Genomic DNA, 19218 nt, shown 5'->3' with positions numbered 1-19218 from the left:
AGCCCTTTAATAAGGCCTCCAGGGCTTAACCTAAGCCATGCCACCATGAAGGGATATAGCGCTAAGGCTTCGCCCCTGCGCCTCCCTGCGCGAGGGTCTTTGACAGCCGTTCTATCATTTCCTCCTCCGTTAAGGGCCTCTCGACCTTCTCGCCCCTGGCCGCCCTCTCGGCCCTCTCCGGGAACGTGAAGACTATGTTGTTCAGGTCCCTCTCAGTGAGCAGGCCTTCGTACCTCTCAGTGTATATCACCTTTGAGCCGTCGCTCAGCATTAACATGGTAGTCGGCGACGCCCTCACTTTGTACTCTATGAAGGTCATGGCCCCCTTGGCTGAGGTGCACTGCTGCGTGAACCAGTCGCAGAGCACCACGTAAAGCCCGAAGCCCCTGAGCCTCTCGAGGTTTGACTCAACGAACGGGTACCAGTGCAAATCGTACCTCCTGCAGACGGGGCACAGGGTGTTGTCAAAGTAGACGAGGGAGTACCTCTCCTTGGGGATGAGCGGCGAGGCCGACTCCTCCATCATTACCCAGTAGCCGCTGCTGAAGTCAAAATAGTAGACGCCGTCCGTGGACTCCCTGCCAAGCCTTCTGGCCTTTATGGGCTCCATGGCTCCCCTGAAGTTAGGTGAGTCCTTAGTCGAAGTAAAACGCTTTGCGTTAAGGTATTAAGCACGCCCAAGCCCTCTGCCCTGGGCAGAGTTGAGCGAGGAAGCCATAAGGAGGGCCATCAAGGAAGGGGGAGGCTCGCTTTACGTCTGGGAGATAGCGAGCTCCATGGGCTACGGCGAGGAGGTCGCCAGGGCCCTGTGGTCCATGAGGGAGTCAGGCGAAATAGACGTCAGGGGCGAGGGCAGGGGCTTCGCAGCTTACATGCTGAGCCCCGCCTCGTGGTGGGCCTGGCTGGCCCTCCTGGGGGTAGCCCTTGGCGTTGTAGCGGCCCTCCTCGTGCCCCACTCGCCAGTGCAGCTCGAGTTCATAAAGGTCGCCATGGGCGCGCCGTCCCTCTTCTACATACCCGGCCTGGCCCTCGTGAGGGCCCTGTACCCCGAGTGGAAGTGGAAGGGGTTCGACGAGGCGGCCCTGGCCATAGCAATGAGCCTGTCCCTGCTGCCCATCATAGGAATAACGCTGGTCACCATAGGCGTGGACCTGACCGTCAACACTACCCTAATTTCCGTGGACGGCCTCTCCGTGGCGCTAATCCTAGTTGCAGCGGCCAGGAGGGCCAGCTACGAGGAGGCCCTGAGGAGGAGCTGACGTCGTGTTTTTAATGGCGTTAGCCGCCCTCCACTGGGACACTGTGTGGCCATTAGGGAGCTGGGCTACGCCACCACGGCCTTTGCCGCGGCTCTGGGGCTCATAGCATACTTCTCGCTAGGCTACAGGCCCCTGGCGTTCTCCATGATAGGCGTTGCCATAGCTGGCCTAAGCGCGATAGTGATCGGCGACTCGCCGAGGCCGCAGCCGCCGCAGCTCAGGTCCATGCTCTCAGCGCTGGGAGTTAACCTTGAAGCGCTCCTTGAGGAGGCCGACGCCAGGGGGAAGGCAATAGTGATGCCTCCAGTCGGGGGGAGGTGCGCGGCCTTCATACCCCTCAGCGAGGACGCGGACCCTGAGGCTGTGGCCAGGGCCTTAAGAAGCGCGCCTCAGAGCCTGTTCCCGTCGCCCGCAGGGCGCAGGGGGGTGCTCGCCTTCCTGCCCTCGCCGCTCCCGCTGAGCTCCACGGACATGGAGTCAGCCCTCAGGGAGGTGGTCGTAGAGAGGTCTGAGATGGCCAAGGCCATTAGGCTTGAGGAGAGGGGCAACGTCATAGTGCTTGAGGCTGTGAGGCCTGTCATGGATGACCTGCCCAGGCTGAACAGGGCCGGGACCCTCCCGCTGCTGCTCGGGGCGACCGTGGTGGCCTCCCTTAAGGGAGTCCCAGTTGCGGTCGCTGACTCCTACAGGACGCAGGACGGCTGGGCCGTTGAGCTCAGGCCTCTGGGGGCTGAGAGCGGTGGACAGAAGTGAGGCGTTCTTAATATACATCTTCTTCGTGACGGCCCTCATAGAGCTTGCGCTCGTCATAGGCGGGGAGGAGTCCCTGGGAGTTTACCTGGGGCTCTACTCCTTAAGCTATTTACCCGCGGCCTGGTACGCCAAGCCCAGAGGATACAGGCACTTGATGACAATAGCCGCAGCCGTGACCTCCGCGTTCATACTTTACAGCGCCCTTAAGGTGGTGGGCCTTGTGCCTTAGGCAGGCCGTGGCACTCGCCCTCGCCCTGGCGCTGGTTGGAGGCATAATAGTGGCGTCAGTCAGCTACTACTCATGGGAGAGGTCAAGGGTCGTCCAGAGCTTTAACCATGTTAAGCTGCCCCAGTTTCAATATTACATTGCTCCTCTTGCCGTCATCTCTGAAGGGTTCATAAACAACCTCTCCTCGGCGTCAACACCGTCACAGGTGGAGTCAACGGTCAATGCCGCCTACAGGGAGTTCGCCACAATTCCCCAGCTTAAGCCCCTGTTAGACCAGATCGAGGAGGCCCTCAACCTTACCAGAAAGGGAGGGGGATACTACCTTATGTCACAAAGCTACTACAGCAAAGGCAACTACACGCTCGCCGCGTACTATGCTAACCTGTCCCTCCAGTACCTGGCCAGGGCAAACGCCACCATCTACTCGCTTATGTCGTATATCTACGCGGAGCAGGCCGAGCTGGGTCCCCAGGCCTACCAGGACGCTATGAAGCTGGTCAACAGGGCTTTAGGGGTGACGGGCCTCTTCACGGGGGAGGATTACCTTGAGCTTAAGATTATACAGCTGTCCGTGGCCAGAAAGGTAAACGGCCTCGTGACAGTAGACCTGCGGGCCCCCGCTCACTATAAGCTTGGCCAGAAGTTCTATGTAAATGGCACTGTGCTGGTGAACGGGTCCTCACCGCTCGGCAACGCACTTGTTGAGGTGGGCGTCGGCGACCTCAACGTGTTAGCTGTTTCCAACTCGTCAGGCTACTTCAGCGTAGGGCTGCAGGCGGTCTTCAACGCGTCGGGCATGGAGTGCGTTCACGCCAAGGTAATCCCGACCGGGTCATTAATAATAAACAGGAGCCTGACGTCATATGTGTGTGGGCAGCTGAGCTTCGTCCCGACACGCCTTAACGTCTCCGTGAGGCCGCCCGTAGTGATGCCAGGTCACGTCATTTCAATTTACATAAGGTATTCTAACGCCTCGTGCAGCCCAGCTTACACTGTTACCCTGGGCAGCCTTAGCTATGGAGGCGTCATAAACAATGGCACAGCGACGGTCAACCTAACCGTGCCCCTGGGGCTTTCCGGGTACAATAATGTGAGCGTAACGACCTCTCAATACGGCAGCTGCGCCCCCTCGTCGGCTTCAGCCGAGGTCTACATATATAGGCCTCCAGACAGGCCAGGCAAGCTAAGCGCCTGGGCCCTCTCGCCCGGCGTGCTGGTGGTCTCTGGCGCATCACCGGTGCCGTCAAGGCTTAGCATAAGCTTCGGTGACAATGAGGTTAACGGCCTGACTTCCAGGGGGTCTTTTATTTTAATACTTCCGCTACTCCAGCCCCAGCTGGCCTTCTCGGTTAACGTAACTATGTACCCGGTCAATGCGACCTTCTCGCCTTACTCTCAAAGTGTAAGGGCCGCGTCGGTGCCCACCGAGGTGCCCGTGGCGGCCGCGGTGGCCCTGCTTTACGCGCTGCGCAGGCGTCGTACAGCTCCATCGCCGCTTATGCCAAGGAAGTTAGCGTCCGTCGGCGCGCTTAACGATGCCTGGGACCTGCTGGTTAGGATGGGCCGCAAGTTCAGGGTTCCGGTGCTGCCTTCAACTACCATTAGAGAGCTGAGCGGAGCCATAGCGTCAAGGAGGGTGGAGCTGGCGGACAGGCTTTCGTCGCTTGCCGACCTCATGGAGAGGGTTGCCTACGGCGGGCTGAGGGATGAGGCCGCCATCAACAACATAAAGAAACTTGTCGACGAGCTGAGGAGGTCCGAGGGGATGTGAAGCTCAGGGCCCCGCTGGGCTACATAGCTCTCGGCCTCGCCCTGGCGGTAGCGGTGGGGTTAGCCATAGGGGCCTCGTGGGGGCACCAGCCTGGGTCTTCCCTGGCCCGCGTTGTTAACCTAGTTCCCATCCCCCAGCCAGGCGACCTCCTCAACGGCAGGGCCACCGTGGCAATAGTTGTGGACCCAGAGCTCAGGCCCACCGCAGGCGAGGCCTCTTCCCTCAGGGAGTTCCTCTACATGGGCGGGAGGCTCATAGTTATAGGCTCGGGCGCCGGCGTTAACGAGCTCCTCAGGTCCTTGAACTCCAACATAACTGTCGCGGAGGGCGTGGTGGTCAACCCGACAATTAACGCCGGCACCCCCCTGGCGCCGCTGGCGACCTTCAGGAACTTCACGATAGCGCTCTTCAACGCCTCCCCCCTTGAGCTTGGCCCTGGCGCCGAGCCGCTCATAGAGGTGCCCCCTAACTCAAGGATCCTCGTCAACGGCACGCTGGAGGGTAATGGGTCATATGTGGTCGCAGCCTATCAGCAGGTTGGAGCAGGGAAGCTAATAGTGATCTCTGACCCCTACATAGCCTCCGGCGGGCTCCTCTCCCAGGCAGACAACTCAAACGCCTTGAAGCTACTTATTAACAGCACAGACGCCTACCTGGTTGAGTTCCTCTGGCTGAGCCCCCCGCTGCAGGTGTTCGCCCAGGAAACCCTCCACTTCGTCCGCTCGCTGGAGGGCCAGGCCCTCGTGGCCCTGCTCCTCACGGCCGTCGTTGTCCTTTACCACGCCAGGCCACCGACGGCTGAAGAAGTAGAGGACGAGGTTGATGCTCTTCTAAGGCTGCACCCCGACTGGGACAGAGAGAAGCTTATAGAAATAGCTAGGGAGAGGTCACTCCCTGACGGCCAGAGTGATGAGGGTTAGCCCGACCACCTCCAGCGTCGTTATCGCTAGCATTGGCACCGCCACGTCGGCTGAGAACCTCCTGGCAAGGTAGAACGAGAGGGCTATGGTGACCAGCATCTGGGCGGTGAACACGCCAACGGCTGCTGTTAGCTTCCTCCCTATGGAGGTCCTCCTGACGCCTGAGCTGTAGTAAAATGAGAACACGTAGGCGGCGAGCGCCAGCCCAACTACTGAGACCGCTATCTCAAGGCTCCAAAATGACATGAGCGTCAGCGCCACCTGAGACTCCCCTCCTTGACCATCCCCTTCACCCTCCCCAGGGACTCAAGCATGTCCTTTGACAGGTAGTAGAGCTGCCCGTACCTGGGGCCCTCTGTAATCACCAGGCCGGACTCCACAAGGAGCTCCAGGTGGTGCCTGACCGTCCTGTAGTTGACACCCAGGGCCTCGGCTATCTGGTTCGCGTTGGCCGGCCCCTTGGCGAGCAGCTCCACGATCCTCAGCCTCATCTCCCCTCCCCTCGAGCCGATGAAGAGCCACCAGAGCAGGTGGTCTTTGTCTCGAAAGCCGAGGCCCCTCTCAGGCATTCATAGGTTTCCCAGGAGGTCATATGTAGGCCTGAGTAAATAAGCGAATTGAGCAAGAACAAAAAAGACCCTGTATTTACGTTTGGGTCATCCAAGTCGGGCCCCTCAGCCCTGGTACTGGCCAGGCGAGTAGCCTGGGGCCACGTCTGATATTGACAGCGGGTGCACTATCCAGTACTCGTTGACTATCTGCCACTGCATGGCGGTCGCGTTGTAGTTGTAGTAGAGTATCTCCGTCACGTTGAGCACCAGCTCAACCGGGTGCGGGTTGGACGCCGTTGGGTACGGGAACACCACGAACTGCAGCGGGGCCTTTACCATGGCCATGTCACCCTTGACCTGCACCGTCGGCGGCACCAGGGCGTACCAGACGACGTACTCGTACATGTTGTCGAACTTTGTCCAGGTGGCGTTAATCGTTGATATACCGGTGTAGTTGCCGCTCAGGGGGCCTCCTATCCAGTGCAGCGTGGCGTTTGGAGCGTACTCAGTTATTATTAGGGAGGCGTTCTCTATTGCTATGTCGTTCCAGTGCGCGTAGGCCTGGGCGAGCGCCATCTGCTCCTCTATGTATGTCTGCGGCGGGTAGCCCGCTATCACGTCGCTGAGCGACAGTGGCTTGACCTTCCAGACCTCATGCGTTATCTGGAACTGGGCGGCTGACTCGTTGTAGACGTAGGTCAGTATCTCCGTCACGTTGAGCACCAGCGGGTGTATCGGAACTGCCGTAGGCGCTACGAAGAACTGGGCGTACCCGGTCACATTGTACTCCGTCGGGCTTATCATAGTTACGGTGGGCGGTATTATTGTGTACCAGTAGACGGTCTCATACATGTTGAAGAACTTGTTCCACGTCGCGTTAATAGCTGAGATGCCAGTATACACGCCGCTCAGGGGGCCTCCCACCCAGTCGAGCGTCGCGTTGGGAGCGTACTCAGCTATCACGAGCGGAGCGCTCTCTATGGCTATCTCATTCCAGTGGCTCATGGCTGCGGCCAGAACGGTGCCCTCTATGAGCTGCTCCTGGCCTGGGTAGCCAGCTATTACGTCAGTAAGCGGTATGGGCTTGACCTTCCAGACCTCATGCGTTATCTGGAATGAGGCCGCGCTGGAGTTGTAGGTGTAGGTGAGAACCTCTGTCACGTTAAGCACGAATATGTCAAGAGGCGCGGCGGTTGGGGCCACGAAGAACTGGGCGTAGCCAGTCACGTTGTACTCCACTGGGCTTATCATGGTGACCGTCGGAGGCACTATGGTGTACCAGTAGACGGTCTCATACATGTTGAAGAACTTGTTCCAAGTTGCATTGATCGCGGGGATTCCCGTGTAGACTCCGCTCAGCGGTCCGCCGACCCAGTCAAGTGTCGCATCTGGGGCGTACTGCATGATAACAAGGCTGGGGCTCTCTATGGCTATGTCGTTCCAGTGGCTCATAGCGTCTGCAAGGACCGCGCTCTCGGCCAGCTGCTCCTGGCCTGGGTATCCAGCAATTACGTCGGTCAGAGGTATGGGCTTGACCTTCCAGACCTCGTTCTCTATGAGGTAGCCGCTCGAAGTGTTAACGTAAGTCAGGACCTCTGTCACGTTGAGCACCAGCACGTTTATTGGTGCCGCCGTGGGCGCCACGAGGAACTGAACGTAGCCCGTGACGTTGTAGACGCCAGGCGACACAGGGGTGACCGTCGGAGGCACTATGGTGTACCAGTAGACGGTCTCATACATGTTGAAGAACTTGTTCCACGTCGCGTTAATAGCTGAGATGCCAGTATACACGCCGCTCAGGGGGCCTCCTATCCAGTGCAGCGTGGCGTTAGACAGGTACTGCGGGGCCACCAGGCTGGGGCTCTCTATTGCGATGTCGTTCCAGTGGCTCATGGCTGCGGCCAGGACCACGTCAGCCTGCTGGTTCTTGTACATGCTCTCAAGGGCTGAGTACATGTTCTGCAGCGAGGAGTACTCGCCCTTAAGCGATGAGTAGCTGGCGCTGAGGCTTGTGTAGCTTGTGTTTAGGCTGGAGTAGCTGCCCTTGAGCGAGGAATAGCTTGACTTTAGGCTGGAGTACTTTGAGGCAAGCGATGAGTACATGACCCCCAGGGCGCCGGCGACTATCACTAGCACTATAACCAGCGCCGAGAGGCCCGCTAGCTTTACGTCCACGGTCTCGCCTCAGGAGGTTTAGGCTAGATTAAAATTAAAATCACTTTTCCAAAATTATGTGCAATTCGTATACAAATCCTAAGCCTCTCCATTACGTTTTAAATTAGAAAATATTTTGTTTCAAAATAGAGTTACCTTAAATTAGTAATGCCCCACTGAACCCTGGGGTAACTGCTTGAGGGAGAGCGACTTCAGGGACCTGGAGCTGAAGCTCAGGCTGGACTCGGACTCAGCTGGCGTCAGCAGAATAGACTTTGAGGATGGCCTCGTAATCTACTCCGCCCTCTTCACCCACCTGAGCGGGGCCTCCGGAGCCAAGGTTCTTGACCTGGGCTCGGCCATGGGGTACTCAACGCTCTGGATATCTAAGGCCCTTGAGGACTCCTGCTCGGGCGAGTGCGACGTCGTCGCCGTTGAGCTCAGGGGCGACAGGGTCAAGGCTGCCCAGGAGTTCTTCAGGGACGTCAAGCTCGAGAAGGTTAAGGTGACGTTTATCGAGGGCAACGCCGTCAACGTGCTTGAGGGAGTTGATGATGAGAGCATAGACGCGGCCTTCGTTGATGTTCACGTGAGCCTCTACCCCAGGGTCGCCGAGCTCATGCTCAGGAAGCTCAAGAGGGGAGGCCTAGTCCTGTTCCACAACGCCATAAGGCCCCCGCCCCCGGCTGAGACCTTCCAGCAGCTCAGCGGCGCGGGCTGGAGGTACGCTGTGGTGCCCACGCTTGAGGGCGTCCTGATAGCGAGGAGGCCCTAGGCAAGGGCCATCAGCGCGTAAGCTCCAGCCGCCAGCATGACTGTTGAGAGCGCCAGAAGGAGGAGGCCGTACTTCCTGCCCGGGAGCCTCCTGCCCTGGTAGCCGAGGCCCGAGAGGAGGGTGAGCCAGGCGTAGTCCATCCAAACGTGGCTCGGGTACATTATTGAGTACCCCACCACGAGGCCCATCGTGGACGCCGCCTCCACGAGCACAAGCCCTACCGTGAGCCACCACAGGAGGAAGAAGGGGTTAAGGGCCGTGAGGGCGAGGCCCGTAACGTACGGCGTTGAGGCAAGCGATGCCTTCACCTCGGGGTCCCCGCCCCTGAGCATCCTCAAGCCATCAATGGCGGTGGCCGCGGAGAAGTAAACTATGAAGGCCCCGAGCACCCCTCCAAGGGCGTACCTAACTATGCTAAGGCTGAGGGCCCACCTGAGCTCGTAGGCGGCCAGGCCTATCGCAACCACGAAGGGCAGCTCAAAGGTCATGTGGCCCGCGGCCATCTTAACCCCCGCCCTCCAGGATTGCCTGGCGCCGTTAACCACCGCCGCGGCCGAAAGGGGCCCAGGTGAAAGCGCTCCACTTGCAGACAGGGCCACGGTCAGACCTATGAGCTGGAGCGCCTGCAGCTCTAGCACCCCTGTTGGTGGGAAAGGCTTCACTATATAACCCTGAGTCCTTAAAGGCTCCCGCAGACGGTCTCGCCGTCAACTACCGAGGCCACTACCCTCAGCTCCTTGTTGAGGATTACTAAGTCGCCTCTCATGCCAGCCCTCAGCTCCCCAACCCCTTCCTTTAAGTGAGCCCCTATTGACATAGCTGGGTTCTGGGTGGCCGCCCCCACGGCGTCTGAGATGTCAATCCCAACCCTGTAGAGGTTGGCCATGTCAGTCTCCAGAGTAGAGGCGCTCCCAGCTAACGTGTTAGAGCCCCTGATCCAAGCGGCCCCGCCCCTTGAGACCACGCTGAGGCCCCAGAACGAGTACTCCCCCTCGGGCAGTCCGGCCGCTGGCGTGGCGTCTGAGACTAGGACTAGCCTGCGAGGCCCGATAACCCTGTATGCAAGGAGAATCGCCTCAGGTGAGACGTGGACCAGGTCCCCTATCAGCTCAACGTAGGCGTTGCTGAGCAGCGCGGCGCCCACAGTCCCCGGCTCCCTGTGGTGGAAGGGCCTCATGGCGTCGAAGAGGTGCGTGAACTTGGTGGCCCCGGCCCTGAGGGCCTCCATGGCCTGGGAGAACGTCGCGTCGGTGTGGCCCAGCTGGACTGTGACCCCGCTGGAAGACAACAGCCTTATAGCGTCGATGGCCCCTGGCAGCTCAGGCGCTATGGTGACCTCCCTTATAACGCCCCTGCACGAGGCGAGCAGCTCCCTAAGCTCCCCGAGGTCCGGGGCTCTGAGGTTCTCAGCGAGGTGAGCGCCGCGCCTTGCAGGGCTTATGTAGGGCCCCTCCAGGTGAAGCCCCAGGGCCCTGGCCGCGCCCCTCGGCCTGGAGTCCATGAAGCTGATTAGAGCCGTGCACGCCCTCTTTATGTCCTCGGGCGGAAGGCTAACGGTTGTCGGCACAAAGGAAGTCACGCCCCTGCAGGCGAGGAACTTGGCCATCCCCTCCAGGTCCCTTGACTTCAGGCTCATAACGTCGTAGCCGCCCGCGCCGTGTATGTGCACATCAACAAGGCCTGGGGCCACCAGGTGGCCCCTCACGTTGACGTCATCAGGCCCCTGCTCCGCGGGCTCGGGGCCTACGCCCGCCACCGCTCCGTCAACTATCCTCACGAAGCCATCCGGTATGACCTCGCGCGGGGTTAATATCACGGCGTGCCTCAGGGTCAAGCTGCCCATGGATCTAGCCCCCTTTATAGCTCCCACGGCCCAGATTACTTGGTGGAAGCTTGGGAGGAATATTCGCGTTCGCCTGCAGGTCGCCTAGGGATGGCTCAGCAATACTTGAGGGGCTTAGGAGGCTGACCTACAGGGGCTATGACAGCGTCGGCGTGGCGTTCCTTGACGATAAAATTGAGGTCAAGAAGGCCATGGGCCCCGCCGACAGGAACCCTGGGCTGTTCTCGTTCACCTCGCGGGTGGCCCTGGGCCACACAAGGTACGCCACCAGGGGGTGGCCAACCGTCGAGAACGCCCACCCAATACTTGACTGCACCGGCAGGGTGGCCGTTGTAATGGATGGAGTCATAGACAACTACGAGCAGCTCCGCTCGTCGTTGGCCTCGAGGGGGCACAGGCTTGTGACAACCACGGACACTGAGGTCATACCGCACCTCCTTGAGGAGGGCAAGGGGCCCGGGGACCTTCTGAGCGCGCTCCGCGGCACGTTCTCGGCGGCCTACGTGAGGTCAGGCGACGAGAGGGTCTGGTTCGTGCAGGACGGCCAGCCCCTGGTTATAGGCAGGGGTCAGGACTGCCTGTACCTGGCCAGCGACCTGCCCAGCCTCTACGGCTTCGCCGATGAGGCGGTGATAGTGCCCGAGGGCTCCTACGGCTACATATCAGCTTCAGGCGAGCTCTCTGTCTTCAGCGCCGACGGTAGCCCTGTGCAGCAGCTCACCTCCAAGAGGGTCAAGTATGAGCCAGGCTCCCTTGACAAGGCCGGCTACCCGCACTACATGCTTAAGGAGATCTATGAGATACCTGAGGCCCTGGAGAGGACGACCCACTCGCTGATGGACAAGTACCTGAGGCTCTCTGGCATGATACTCTACGGCGCCAGGAGGGCCTTTATAATAGGCAACGGCACCAGCCTCCACGCGGGCATGGTCTCGGCCTACTACTTCTCGTCTCTTGGGGGCATGAGCATAGATGTCGTCAGCGCCGCCGAGTTCCCCTATTACGCGCTCGACAGCGTGGGCACGGGCACCGTTGTGCTGGCCGTCAGCCAGAGCGGCGAGACCAGCGACGTCATAAGGAGCGTCAAGATGGCCAAGCAGAGGGGGGCGGTGATAGTCGGGGTGACCAACGTCCTGGGCTCAAGGCTCGCCCTGGAGTCCAACGTCTACCTCCCAATAGGCGCTGGGCCTGAGCTCGCGGTGCCGGCCACTAAGACGTTCACGTCAACCCTCGTGGCCCTCATGCTGCTGGCGGCCCACGTGGGCCTCACTGCGGGCAGGCTCTCACAGGCGGAGCTAAACGAGCTCTACAACGACATAAGGTCCTTCTCCAGGTCCCTAGCCGAGGACATGCCAGCCATAGATGCGGCCGCGTCAAAGATAGCGGGGGAGCTGAGGGACTCCAGGGACGCCTACGTGGTGAGCAGCGGCATAACTTACCCCGTGGCCCTGGAGGGGGCCCTCAAGCTCAAGGAGGCCGCAATGCTCCACGCGGAGGGGGTTCAGCTCGGCGAGCTCAGGCACGGCCCCATGGTATTGGCAAGGGGCAACTACCCAATAATAGTCATAAAGCCCAGGGAGGAGGCCGCGGAGGAGCTCTACTCTAGGGTCATGTCAGAGCTGAGGGCCAGGGAGGCCAAGGTGATAGAGGTCTCCGACTCAACGCAGGCCGCCCTGCAGGCGCCCCGCGCGCCGAGGCCTGAGCTTTACCCAATAGCTGCTGTAGCGCCGCTTCAGCTCCTTGCATACAGGGTGGGCTTTGAGAGGGGGCTGCCCATAGACTCGCCGCCAGGCCTGGCCAAGGCTATAACTACGTGAACAGCTCGCTGTACACATTTTATTATCAATCAATGTCTATTTTTACTGATTCATTAATACGAATAACTGTTTAAAAGTGCTGAAACAGTACACCTGGGCTGGGAGAGATAAATGTCGACCATAAGGCACGAGAACAGGAGCTCCGCCAGGATAGTGAGGTCGCCGCACGGGCAGCAGGACTCCCTGCAGATGAGCTTCCTGGTGCAGAGCGGGCTCTACAGGTTCACGAGGTAACTTCCTTTTTGCTCAGAAAAGCTTCCCAGGGTTTAGTATGCCCCTCGGGTCAAAGGCTGCCTTGATGGACCTCATCAGCTCGAGCTGCCTGTCGCCCACCGCCCTCCTGAGCGCCTCCCTCTTTATCACGCCAATGCCGTGCTCAGCGCTCACAGCACCTCCCAGCCTCAGCGCTATGTCAACAACGTCGTCAAACCACTGCAGGGCGACCTTAGTAGACTCAGGGTCCGTGGGGTCAAAGCCTATGGCTGGGTGCAGGTTGCCGTCACCAATGTGGCCCCCCAGGGACGAGGTCAGGCCGTACTTGTCGTCAAGGGCCCTGAGCTCCCTTATGGCCTCCGGCACCCTTGACGGGGGCACGACTATGTCCTCTATGAGGAGCTGGAAGGGCCTCCCAGGCCTCCTGAACATGTTGACCTGGGCTGGGAAGAGGGACCTCCTGAGCTGGTAGAGGGGCTCGGCGTCCTTATCGTTATCAGCCGTGTAGACGTTCCTGGCCCCCGAGGACCTCATGACGCCCTCAAGCCACCTGAGGTGCCTCTCCGAGCTCTCCGGCGTGCTCTCAAGGCTCACCAGGAACATGTTGCTGCTGGCCTCGAAGGGGAGGCTCACGGCCTGCGAGGCCAGCCTAACAGTAGGCGCGTCCATGAACTCGGCTATGTAGGGCTGCACCCTGCTGGTCTTAATAGCCATGTAAGCCTTCATCAGCGAGCCTATGTCGTCAAAGAAGGCAAGCGCCGTCACCACCTTCTCGGGCAGCGGCGCTATCCTGAGGGCAGCCCTAGTCACGACGGCCAGCGTGCCCTCACTGCCAACTATGAGCCTTACCAGGTCGTAGCCCTCCCTGCACTTAACTGTGCGGCACCCGAGCCAGAGCCTCGTGCCGGACTCGTCGGCCAGAACCACCTCAAGGCCGTTGACCCAGTCCCTCATGGTGCCGTACTTTGCCCCCCTCATGCCGCCGGCCCCGTTGTTTATAGCCCCTCCCACGGTTGCAACCGCCTGGCTGGCCGGGTCTACTGGAAACATGTAGCCAACCTTTGAGAGCTCGACGTTCAGGTCATCTATCCTGACCCCAGGCTCAACGTCAGCGACGGAGTCCGCCAGGCTGACGTCAAGTATTGACGACATCCTCTCAAGGCTCAGCACGAGCCCTCCCTTCAAGGGTACTGCGTTTCCCGAGAGGCTGCTAGAGCTTCCCTGCGGGTATATCGGGACCTCATAGGAGTAGCTGGTCGCCACTACCCTGCTGACCTCGTCAGGCGTGGAGGGGAAGACGACTGCGTTGGCCTGGTGGGCCAGCCCGTCAGGCTCCCTTGAGTACAGCATCACCACGTTGGGGTCAGTTATAACTTTGTCGTCGCCGAGTTCATCCCTTAGCAGCCTGACAGCCTCGCCTACCTTGTCCTCCAACCGCTGCACCAGGTACCTTAGGCTTAATAATGGCAATAAGCCTAGCGCTCGAGGGAAAAGGGCTTGGGGCTCCCAGGAGCTGATATAATGAAGCTTGTGGACCACACCATCCTCAAGCCGTACTCTACGAAGGAGGACGTGAGGAGGGTGTTCCAGGAGGCAGTAAGCTTTGGCTGCTACTCAATATGCGTCAACCCCGTTTACGTGAGCTTCGCCAGGAGCCTCGTTGACGACGCCGGGGCCAACCTGAGGGTCTGCTCAGTCATAGACTTCCCATTCGGGGCCATGGACACGGAGTCCAGGGTTGAGGCGATAGCCAGGGCCGCGGCCAACGGAGCTGACGAGGTAGATATAGTTGCCCCCATCACACTAGTGAAGTCCGGCCGCTGGGCTGAGGTCACCAGGGACCTGAGCAGGGTCGTCAGGGCCGCCCACGGCGAGGGCCTCGTGATAAAGGTAATCGTTGAGGACGCCTACACCACCAGGGATGAGAAGCTTAAGCTCTACGAGATCGTGGCCACCTCGGGGGCTGACTTCATAAAGACCGGCACGGGCTTTGAGGACAGGGAGTACGCGTCGTCGATAGGCAACAGGCCAGGGGCCCAGGCTGACAACGTGAGGCTCATGGCTGAGGTGGCCAACAAGTACAACCCCTCGCTTGGAATAAAGGCGGCCGGAGGCATAAGGACCCTGAGGCAGGTCCAGGAGCTTCTTGAGGCCTCGGGTAGGCCCCCGGACCCCTCAAAGTTTAGGATTGGCACGAGCGCGGCGGCCTCCATATGGAGGGACGTCAGCTCAGGCAGGGCCTGAGCCTTTAATTATCCCGGCTGCCTTCAGAGCCTTCATCAGCAGGGGGGCGGCCGCTATTATCACGTCGTCTATCATTGAGACTCCAACGGTTCCCGCCAGCGAGGCAAGGGAAACGTGATGGGTCGCCAACACCCATGCCAGGGACGCAAGAAACGCCAGGCCCTGGGCCACATACATAACCTTACCCGGCTTCCGTCGTTTCAACTCTGGAGGATCACCCGCTTACCCCTATACTTGTTTAGGGCAGGTTAAAAAGTTTAACTGAGCTTAAAGAATTATGGCGTCGTCGCTCAGGACCCTGACGCCGCTGGACCAGCCCCTCTTTGAAAGTGCGCCTACCCTAAGCAGCTCCTCCACGGCCTGAGTTAGCTGGGGAATGCTGGCCCCCAGCCTGTCGACAAGCTTCCATATGGCATCGCTTGCCGCCTTAACCTCCTCCTTACGTATTACGCCCCTTGAGACCAGCTCAGGCGCCACGGAGACAAAGACTGCCTTAAGGTAGTCCTCGGGGCCTATGGAGCTCAGCGCCTCTACATAATACTTGCCCAGCGGCCTCAGGTCGTCCTCGCTCAGGAGCCCCTCCTTGAGCAGGGCCACGGCCACTGGCCAGGCGGCCATCCTGACCTGCAGGCTCCTTGAGGACAGCATTGATAGGAGCCTCGCCCTGTTAGCTATCACCTTTGCCTTCACGTCATCCGCTGACAGGTTCTTAACGGCCTCGCCCCACGCCTTAACTGCTATGCTGTCGTCCTGGTAGTCTAACAGGTCCAGGTAGCTTGGAAGCTCCAAAGCAGGTGTCCCGTGTGTTGTAAAGGCAGCGAATCCTTTAAAACTAATGTACTAATTAATTTAGTTTATAAAAATCTATTGATACTTCTTTTTTCAGGATAGCGGCCTGTAGGACGGCCTTGATGGTATGGCCGACAGCGAGTCCGTGGACTTCATCCTCACGTCATAGCCCTTGAAGGCCCACCACAGGGCTCCGGCCAGCCCGACAAGCTCCATGATAAGTCCGTAGAGCGCGAAATCGAGCTCCGAGAAGTTGTACGTAACGTAAGTGGAGGCCGTGAAAGCGCTCATCGCCACGGCCCTAACGGAGCCCACCATGAAGGCCCTCCTCTCAGTTGGGAAGAGCAGGGGCTCGTATATAGTTCTGGCAAACCAGGTAAATGTTATGAAGAAGAGGTTAGTGAAGGTCAGGGCGTAAAATATGGTGGCGTTATCAAGGCCTAAAGCCACATAGAGCAGCACCGGTATAAAGCTTAGCGATGCCAGCGCGAAGGACAGCAGGCTGTAGCTCCTGGTGTTGATTTTCTCTATGAAAAGCGGGACTACCAGGCCGGCCGCTGCGGCGCCTAGGTTAGCATAGAACATTACCAGGTACAGCTGCGGTGGCTTGAAGTAATAGTCTGCCAGCACGAACGCCATGAGCGACCAGGTCAGGTAGTTCGCGATGCTCCACGACGTGAGCACCAGGAACCTTGACTTCACGCCCAGCCTGTTGTTTACTTCCTCGACCTTCACGCCGGGGTCCTCAGTGAAGTTGACTTTCTTCACCTCCCTCTCAGCGACGTTGGCCAGCCCCCTGGCCGTGAGCCACCTTATGGACTCCGGCATCATGAGTCTGATGACTATGGCGGCGACGAGCCCTCCCACAGCTATGCCTACTATTGATATTGCATCGACGACAGGGGCATGAGGGCCCAGGAAGTAAGTCAAGTATATAGCTGCGGCGCCCGCCGCGGCCCCTATGTTCTCAAAGTTAGGGCTCAGGATCAGGCTCTTCTGCCTCCACTTGACTGGCATGATCTCCGCCAGGAGCGCCAGCCCCACGGGCACCTCGCCTTCAACGCCAATCATGGAGAGCGCGTAGGCCGCCAGGAAAATGACCATCTGCCGGAGGCCAGGCTTAAGCAGCAACAAGTCCAACACTATTACAGCACTTCCTATTCCATAGAGGCTCATGGTTATTATGTACATGTTCTTCCTGCCGAGGGACTGGTCCGAGATCCATGGAAGCAATAGGTCGCCCAGCAGGGGCGCCGCGGCAACCACCACTATGTAGTAGACGTTGTTATAACTTGGGTAAACAGAGAATGCCAGCGCGTTAATTATGCCCCATATGAAGAAGCCTATCGCCGTTGAGGCAAATATTAGCGTGTGGGCCCTCCCCCAGCGGGCCCTGTCTATTAGGCCTCCAAGGTCCTCGGGCAAGCCTGCCACCATTAAGAACAACTGTTCTTAATTATATAAAAGCGTTCTTAAGCGTGCTAAAGGCCCACCAAAAGCACCGCCGCTTACGGCTAGCCGATAAAAGCATGACTATAAGGACCTTTCTTTAAAACCTCAAACAGGTACATCTTCATCAACGGTGATACCAACGCTGGAGGTTGTCCTGGGAAGCTCAAGGTACTACGCGTGCGAGGTCTGCGGAATGATATATGCCGACAGCGACACCGCCAGGAGCTGCGAGTCGTGGTGCTCTGCCCACGGATCCTGTAACATGGAGATAACCAAGAGGGCCATAGGTAAGATAAGGAGGGCCGGGCTGAGGCTTAAGCGGAGTTAACCGTTTTTCTTCAAACGCCCAAGCCTCCCTGGGACCTGGAGTGCCTGACAGGTACGTGACCGTTGGAGGAGTTAAGGTTCACTACATAGAGGAGGGCTCCGGCACCCCTGTTGTCATGATGCCGGGAGCAGCCTACAACGCCAGGACGTGGGTACAGGTGGGCCTAGTTAAGGCCGTGGCCGACGCCGGGTTCAGGGCCATATCCGTTGACCCTCCTGGACAGGGCGAGACTCCTCAGGGCAAGTATGGCTTTGGGGGAGGCCTGAAGTTCCTGGAGGACTTCCTGCCCATGGTTAACTTCAACGCGGGAGTGCTGCTGGGCGCGAGCCTTGGAGGCAACACAGTTGCAACCTACGCCCTGGCCCACCCCGACAAGGTGCTCGGCCTGGTCCTGGTGGGCGCCGTGGACCTGGTGAGGCACGGGCCTCAGTTCAAGGTGCTGACCGGCAGGCCGATACTGCTCATATGGGGCAAACACGACGACGTGTCACCAGTAGACAACGCAGAGGCCGTCATGAGCAGGGTCAACACGGCCGAGCTGGTCAGGATAGGTGAGAGGCACGCCTGCTACCTTGACGACCCTCAGGGCTTTGTACAGACCGTCGTTGAGTTCTTGAAGAGCAGGGTAGCGCAGGCCTGAACCTTATTAATAAGTTTTTGCACATCAAACGTCCTTTAGCCCTCCCGGCTCAGAGCTCTGCGGCTGAGTCCTGGTGTCAGAGCCAAGGGCTGAGATCCTGCAGGCGAAGGAGGACAAACGCGAGAGGCTCAGCCTCCGCGAGCTCTTCTTCCTATCGTTCGGAGGCCAGGCGCCCCTTATATCGCTGCTCACGTTCGGGACAGCCATGGTTATACTTGCAGGTGAGGCCGCACCCCTGGCCATGCTCATAGCCACAGCCGTGGTCAGCATAAACGGCCTCGTAGTTTACTTCATGAGCAGGAGGTTCAAGAGGGGAGGGGGCTATTACGTCTACGCCTACTACTCCCTAACTCCAAACCTCGGCCTTAACGCGGGCTGGACCTACGTGGCTTACGCCATAGCCTACGGCGGCACCCTGCTCGCAGGAGGCGCCTACGTGCTTCAGCAGGGCGTTGGCAATGTAGTGCCCCAGTGGGCCTTCGCGCTCCTAGTGAGCTCCGCGGCGGCCACGGTAGTGATGTTAGGCATAAGGTACTCCGCCAAGTACGCCGAGGCCGTCTCCATAGCGGAGATGATCATAATTGTGACGCTTTCAGTGGTCTTCCTCAGGGACTCGGGCTGGAGGCTCTACGACCCGTTTAGGTTCGGGCTGAGCTCGACGCTCCTTGCGGCCACCCTACTAGGGCTTGGGATACCGACGGGCTACGGCTCCATAGCGCCCCTCGGCGGCGACGCTGAGTCCAGGAGCATAGGTAAAGCAGCTATCATGGTTGTCCTCTACGGTGGCCTGCTGGCCTCTCTGTTCCTCTACTCGCTCGAGGCCATGAAGTTCTCAGGGAACCTGGTGGAGTACTCGCTCCACAGGTTTGGCCTCTACAGCCTGGTGCCGCTGGCGATCATAGCTATAAATGACGGCGCCCTCGGCGGAGTCTCGTACATGCTTGCGCTCTCAAGGACCATAGAGGCCATGGCCCTGGACGGCTACATGCCAAGGTCGCTTTCAGCCAGGGCCAGGGGCAGGCCCCTCTACGCCGAGGCCATGGCTGCCGCGCTCTTCGTCGCAGTTCTCACCCTACTGGCCTATCGGCTTGGGCTCTTCTACACTTTCGTCGCGCTCGGCTCCCTCGCAGGCATGTTCAACCTGTTCATACACTCCTCCGCTAACTTCTCCCTGGCCAGGCTCTCCGCCAGGAGGGCCCTCAAGCACCTGCACGAGCTCATTATAGGGCTCCTCGGCGCCTCCCTCAGCATCTTCGTGCTCCTCTACTCGCTTCCCAGCGTCAACAAGTACGTGGTCTACGTCTTCATGGGCTGGATAATCCTCGGCTTCTTCTACGCCGAGATATTAGACATGCTGGGGAGTGAGCGGCCTGGAAGGCGGTCGATTTCAAGAAATCCCGTAAGAGGGCACCTGGGCCGCGCCCGCGTGTGAACATTTATAACTTCCGCCTGTTACCCACTTCTGTGGGAGGTGAAGGAA

At 59.3% G+C, this 19218-nt stretch carries 22 protein-coding genes; 12 read left to right on the top strand and 10 right to left on the bottom strand.

Annotation, left to right across the window (positions count from 1 at the left end):
* Positions 1-61 precede the first annotated feature (61 nt).
* Positions 62-610 (bottom strand): hypothetical protein, encoded by a 549-nt coding sequence (locus ASAC_RS06850; protein ID WP_013267269.1) that lies wholly within the window; start codon positions 608-610, stop codon positions 62-64.
* A 91-nt stretch (positions 611-701) separates the two neighbouring features.
* Between ASAC_RS06850 and ASAC_RS06845 the strand changes: the two genes are divergently transcribed.
* The 5 genes from ASAC_RS06845 to ASAC_RS06825 are packed head-to-tail and all read left to right on the top strand — an operon-like array spanning position 702 to position 4932.
* Entirely contained in the window at positions 702-1259 is a 558-nt protein-coding gene (locus tag ASAC_RS06845) for a DUF1616 domain-containing protein (RefSeq protein ID WP_013267268.1), read from the top strand.
* Between the two features lie 45 nt (positions 1260-1304).
* Complete coding sequence (locus tag ASAC_RS06840; RefSeq protein ID WP_013267267.1) at positions 1305-2012, top strand: hypothetical protein; 708 nt, start codon at positions 1305-1307, stop codon at positions 2010-2012.
* Positions 1999-2241, top strand: a complete 243-nt coding sequence (locus ASAC_RS06835; protein WP_013267266.1) for a hypothetical protein — start codon at positions 1999-2001, stop codon at positions 2239-2241. Before ASAC_RS06840 ends, ASAC_RS06835 begins: the two co-directional genes overlap by 14 nt.
* Complete coding sequence (locus ASAC_RS06830) at positions 2231-4012, top strand: DUF4129 domain-containing protein (protein WP_048812884.1); 1782 nt, start codon at positions 2231-2233, stop codon at positions 4010-4012. The genes ASAC_RS06835 and ASAC_RS06830 overlap by 11 nt, the downstream gene beginning before the upstream one ends.
* Positions 4009-4932 (top strand): DUF4350 domain-containing protein, encoded by a 924-nt coding sequence (locus ASAC_RS06825; RefSeq protein WP_013267264.1) that lies wholly within the window; start codon positions 4009-4011, stop codon positions 4930-4932. Before ASAC_RS06830 ends, ASAC_RS06825 begins: the two co-directional genes overlap by 4 nt.
* Here the strand turns inward: ASAC_RS06825 and ASAC_RS06820 are convergent.
* The 3 genes from ASAC_RS06820 to ASAC_RS06810 form a co-directional block, all read right to left on the bottom strand.
* Positions 4900-5193, bottom strand: a complete 294-nt coding sequence (locus ASAC_RS06820) for a hypothetical protein (RefSeq protein ID WP_013267263.1) — start codon at positions 5191-5193, stop codon at positions 4900-4902. The genes ASAC_RS06825 and ASAC_RS06820 overlap by 33 nt on opposite strands.
* Complete coding sequence (locus ASAC_RS06815) at positions 5184-5501, bottom strand: winged helix-turn-helix domain-containing protein (RefSeq protein WP_013267262.1); 318 nt, start codon at positions 5499-5501, stop codon at positions 5184-5186. The genes ASAC_RS06820 and ASAC_RS06815 overlap by 10 nt, the downstream gene beginning before the upstream one ends.
* 105 nt (positions 5502-5606) lie before the next feature.
* Positions 5607-7658, bottom strand: coding sequence for a hypothetical protein (locus ASAC_RS06810; RefSeq protein ID WP_013267261.1), 2052 nt, complete (start codon positions 7656-7658; stop codon positions 5607-5609).
* A gap of 175 nt (positions 7659-7833) precedes the next feature.
* Between ASAC_RS06810 and ASAC_RS06805 the strand changes: the two genes are divergently transcribed.
* Positions 7834-8412, top strand: a complete 579-nt coding sequence (locus ASAC_RS06805; RefSeq protein WP_013267260.1) for an O-methyltransferase — start codon at positions 7834-7836, stop codon at positions 8410-8412.
* Here the strand turns inward: ASAC_RS06805 and ASAC_RS06800 are convergent.
* A complete protein-coding gene (locus tag ASAC_RS06800; RefSeq protein WP_013267259.1) occupies positions 8409-9074 on the bottom strand; it encodes a LysE family transporter in 666 nt (221 codons plus the stop codon). The two genes, ASAC_RS06805 and ASAC_RS06800, sit on opposite strands and share 4 nt — an antisense overlap.
* Positions 9075-9091: 17 nt before the next feature.
* Positions 9092-10255: an N-acetylglucosamine-6-phosphate deacetylase gene (gene nagA, locus ASAC_RS06795; RefSeq protein ID WP_048812883.1), complete on the bottom strand. Its 1164-nt coding sequence runs from the start codon at positions 10253-10255 to the stop codon at positions 9092-9094.
* A gap of 50 nt (positions 10256-10305) precedes the next feature.
* Between nagA and glmS the strand changes: the two genes are divergently transcribed.
* Entirely contained in the window at positions 10306-12072 is a 1767-nt protein-coding gene (gene glmS / locus ASAC_RS06790) for a glutamine--fructose-6-phosphate transaminase (isomerizing) (protein ID WP_013267257.1), read from the top strand.
* A gap of 111 nt (positions 12073-12183) precedes the next feature.
* A complete protein-coding gene (locus ASAC_RS07980) occupies positions 12184-12306 on the top strand; it encodes a hypothetical protein (protein WP_013267256.1) in 123 nt (40 codons plus the stop codon).
* 12 nt (positions 12307-12318) lie between these two features.
* On the opposite strand, the gene ASAC_RS06785 is transcribed toward ASAC_RS07980, so the two are convergent.
* On the bottom strand, positions 12319-13728 hold the full coding sequence (locus tag ASAC_RS06785; RefSeq protein ID WP_238523605.1) for an FAD-binding oxidoreductase: 1410 nt from the start codon (positions 13726-13728) through the stop codon (positions 12319-12321).
* Between the two features lie 54 nt (positions 13729-13782).
* On the opposite strand from ASAC_RS06785, the gene deoC reads away from it, so the two are divergent.
* Positions 13783-14529 (top strand): deoxyribose-phosphate aldolase, encoded by a 747-nt coding sequence (deoC, locus tag ASAC_RS06780; protein WP_013267254.1) that lies wholly within the window; start codon positions 13783-13785, stop codon positions 14527-14529.
* Here deoC and ASAC_RS06775 read toward each other — a convergent pair.
* The 3 genes from ASAC_RS06775 to ASAC_RS06765 all read right to left on the bottom strand — a co-directional run bounded on the left by ASAC_RS06775 (position 14515) and on the right by ASAC_RS06765 (position 16743).
* Positions 14515-14706, bottom strand: a complete 192-nt coding sequence (locus ASAC_RS06775) for a hypothetical protein (protein WP_013267253.1) — start codon at positions 14704-14706, stop codon at positions 14515-14517. The genes deoC and ASAC_RS06775 overlap by 15 nt on opposite strands.
* Positions 14707-14796: 90 nt before the next feature.
* On the bottom strand, positions 14797-15318 hold the full coding sequence (locus ASAC_RS06770) for a hypothetical protein (protein WP_013267252.1): 522 nt from the start codon (positions 15316-15318) through the stop codon (positions 14797-14799).
* 93 nt (positions 15319-15411) lie between these two features.
* Positions 15412-16743 carry an MFS transporter gene (locus ASAC_RS06765; protein ID WP_148217202.1) on the bottom strand — a complete coding sequence of 444 codons (1332 nt, stop codon included), beginning with the start codon at positions 16741-16743 and terminating at the stop codon, positions 15412-15414.
* A 157-nt stretch (positions 16744-16900) separates the two neighbouring features.
* Here ASAC_RS06765 and ASAC_RS06760 point away from each other — a divergent pair, with 157 nt between their 5' ends.
* The 3 genes from ASAC_RS06760 (at position 16901) to ASAC_RS06750 (ending at position 19170) form a co-directional block, all read left to right on the top strand.
* Entirely contained in the window at positions 16901-17098 is a 198-nt protein-coding gene (locus tag ASAC_RS06760; RefSeq protein WP_013267250.1) for a DUF7128 family protein, read from the top strand.
* A gap of 40 nt (positions 17099-17138) precedes the next feature.
* On the top strand, positions 17139-17738 hold the full coding sequence (locus ASAC_RS06755) for an alpha/beta fold hydrolase (RefSeq protein ID WP_013267249.1): 600 nt from the start codon (positions 17139-17141) through the stop codon (positions 17736-17738).
* Positions 17739-17811: 73 nt separating this feature from the next.
* Positions 17812-19170, top strand: a complete 1359-nt coding sequence (locus tag ASAC_RS06750; RefSeq protein WP_013267248.1) for an APC family permease — start codon at positions 17812-17814, stop codon at positions 19168-19170.
* Positions 19171-19218: the final 48 nt, after the last annotated feature.

It is taken from the genome of Acidilobus saccharovorans 345-15 (genome assembly GCF_000144915.1).
Classification (GTDB): Archaea; Thermoproteota; Thermoprotei_A; order Sulfolobales; family Acidilobaceae; genus Acidilobus; species Acidilobus saccharovorans.
Note: the sequence above shows the minus strand (reverse complement) of the source record. Positions and strands in the feature narration are given on the sequence as shown.

Bases quoted from the DNA above. Each gene is read 5' to 3' on its own strand.
- ASAC_RS06850 (WP_013267269.1), bottom strand. From the start codon at position 610: ATGGAGCCCATAAAGGCCAGAAGGCTTGGCAGGGAGTCCACGGACGGC.
- ASAC_RS06815 (WP_013267262.1), bottom strand. From the start codon at position 5,501: ATGCCTGAGAGGGGCCTCGGCTTTCGAGACAAAGACCACCTGCTCTGG.
- nagA (WP_048812883.1), bottom strand. From the start codon at position 10,255: ATGGGCAGCTTGACCCTGAGGCACGCCGTGATATTAACCCCGCGCGAG.
- ASAC_RS07980 (WP_013267256.1), top strand. From the start codon at position 12,184: ATGTCGACCATAAGGCACGAGAACAGGAGCTCCGCCAGGATAGTGAGG.
- ASAC_RS06775 (WP_013267253.1), bottom strand. From the start codon at position 14,706: ATGTATGTGGCCCAGGGCCTGGCGTTTCTTGCGTCCCTGGCATGGGTG.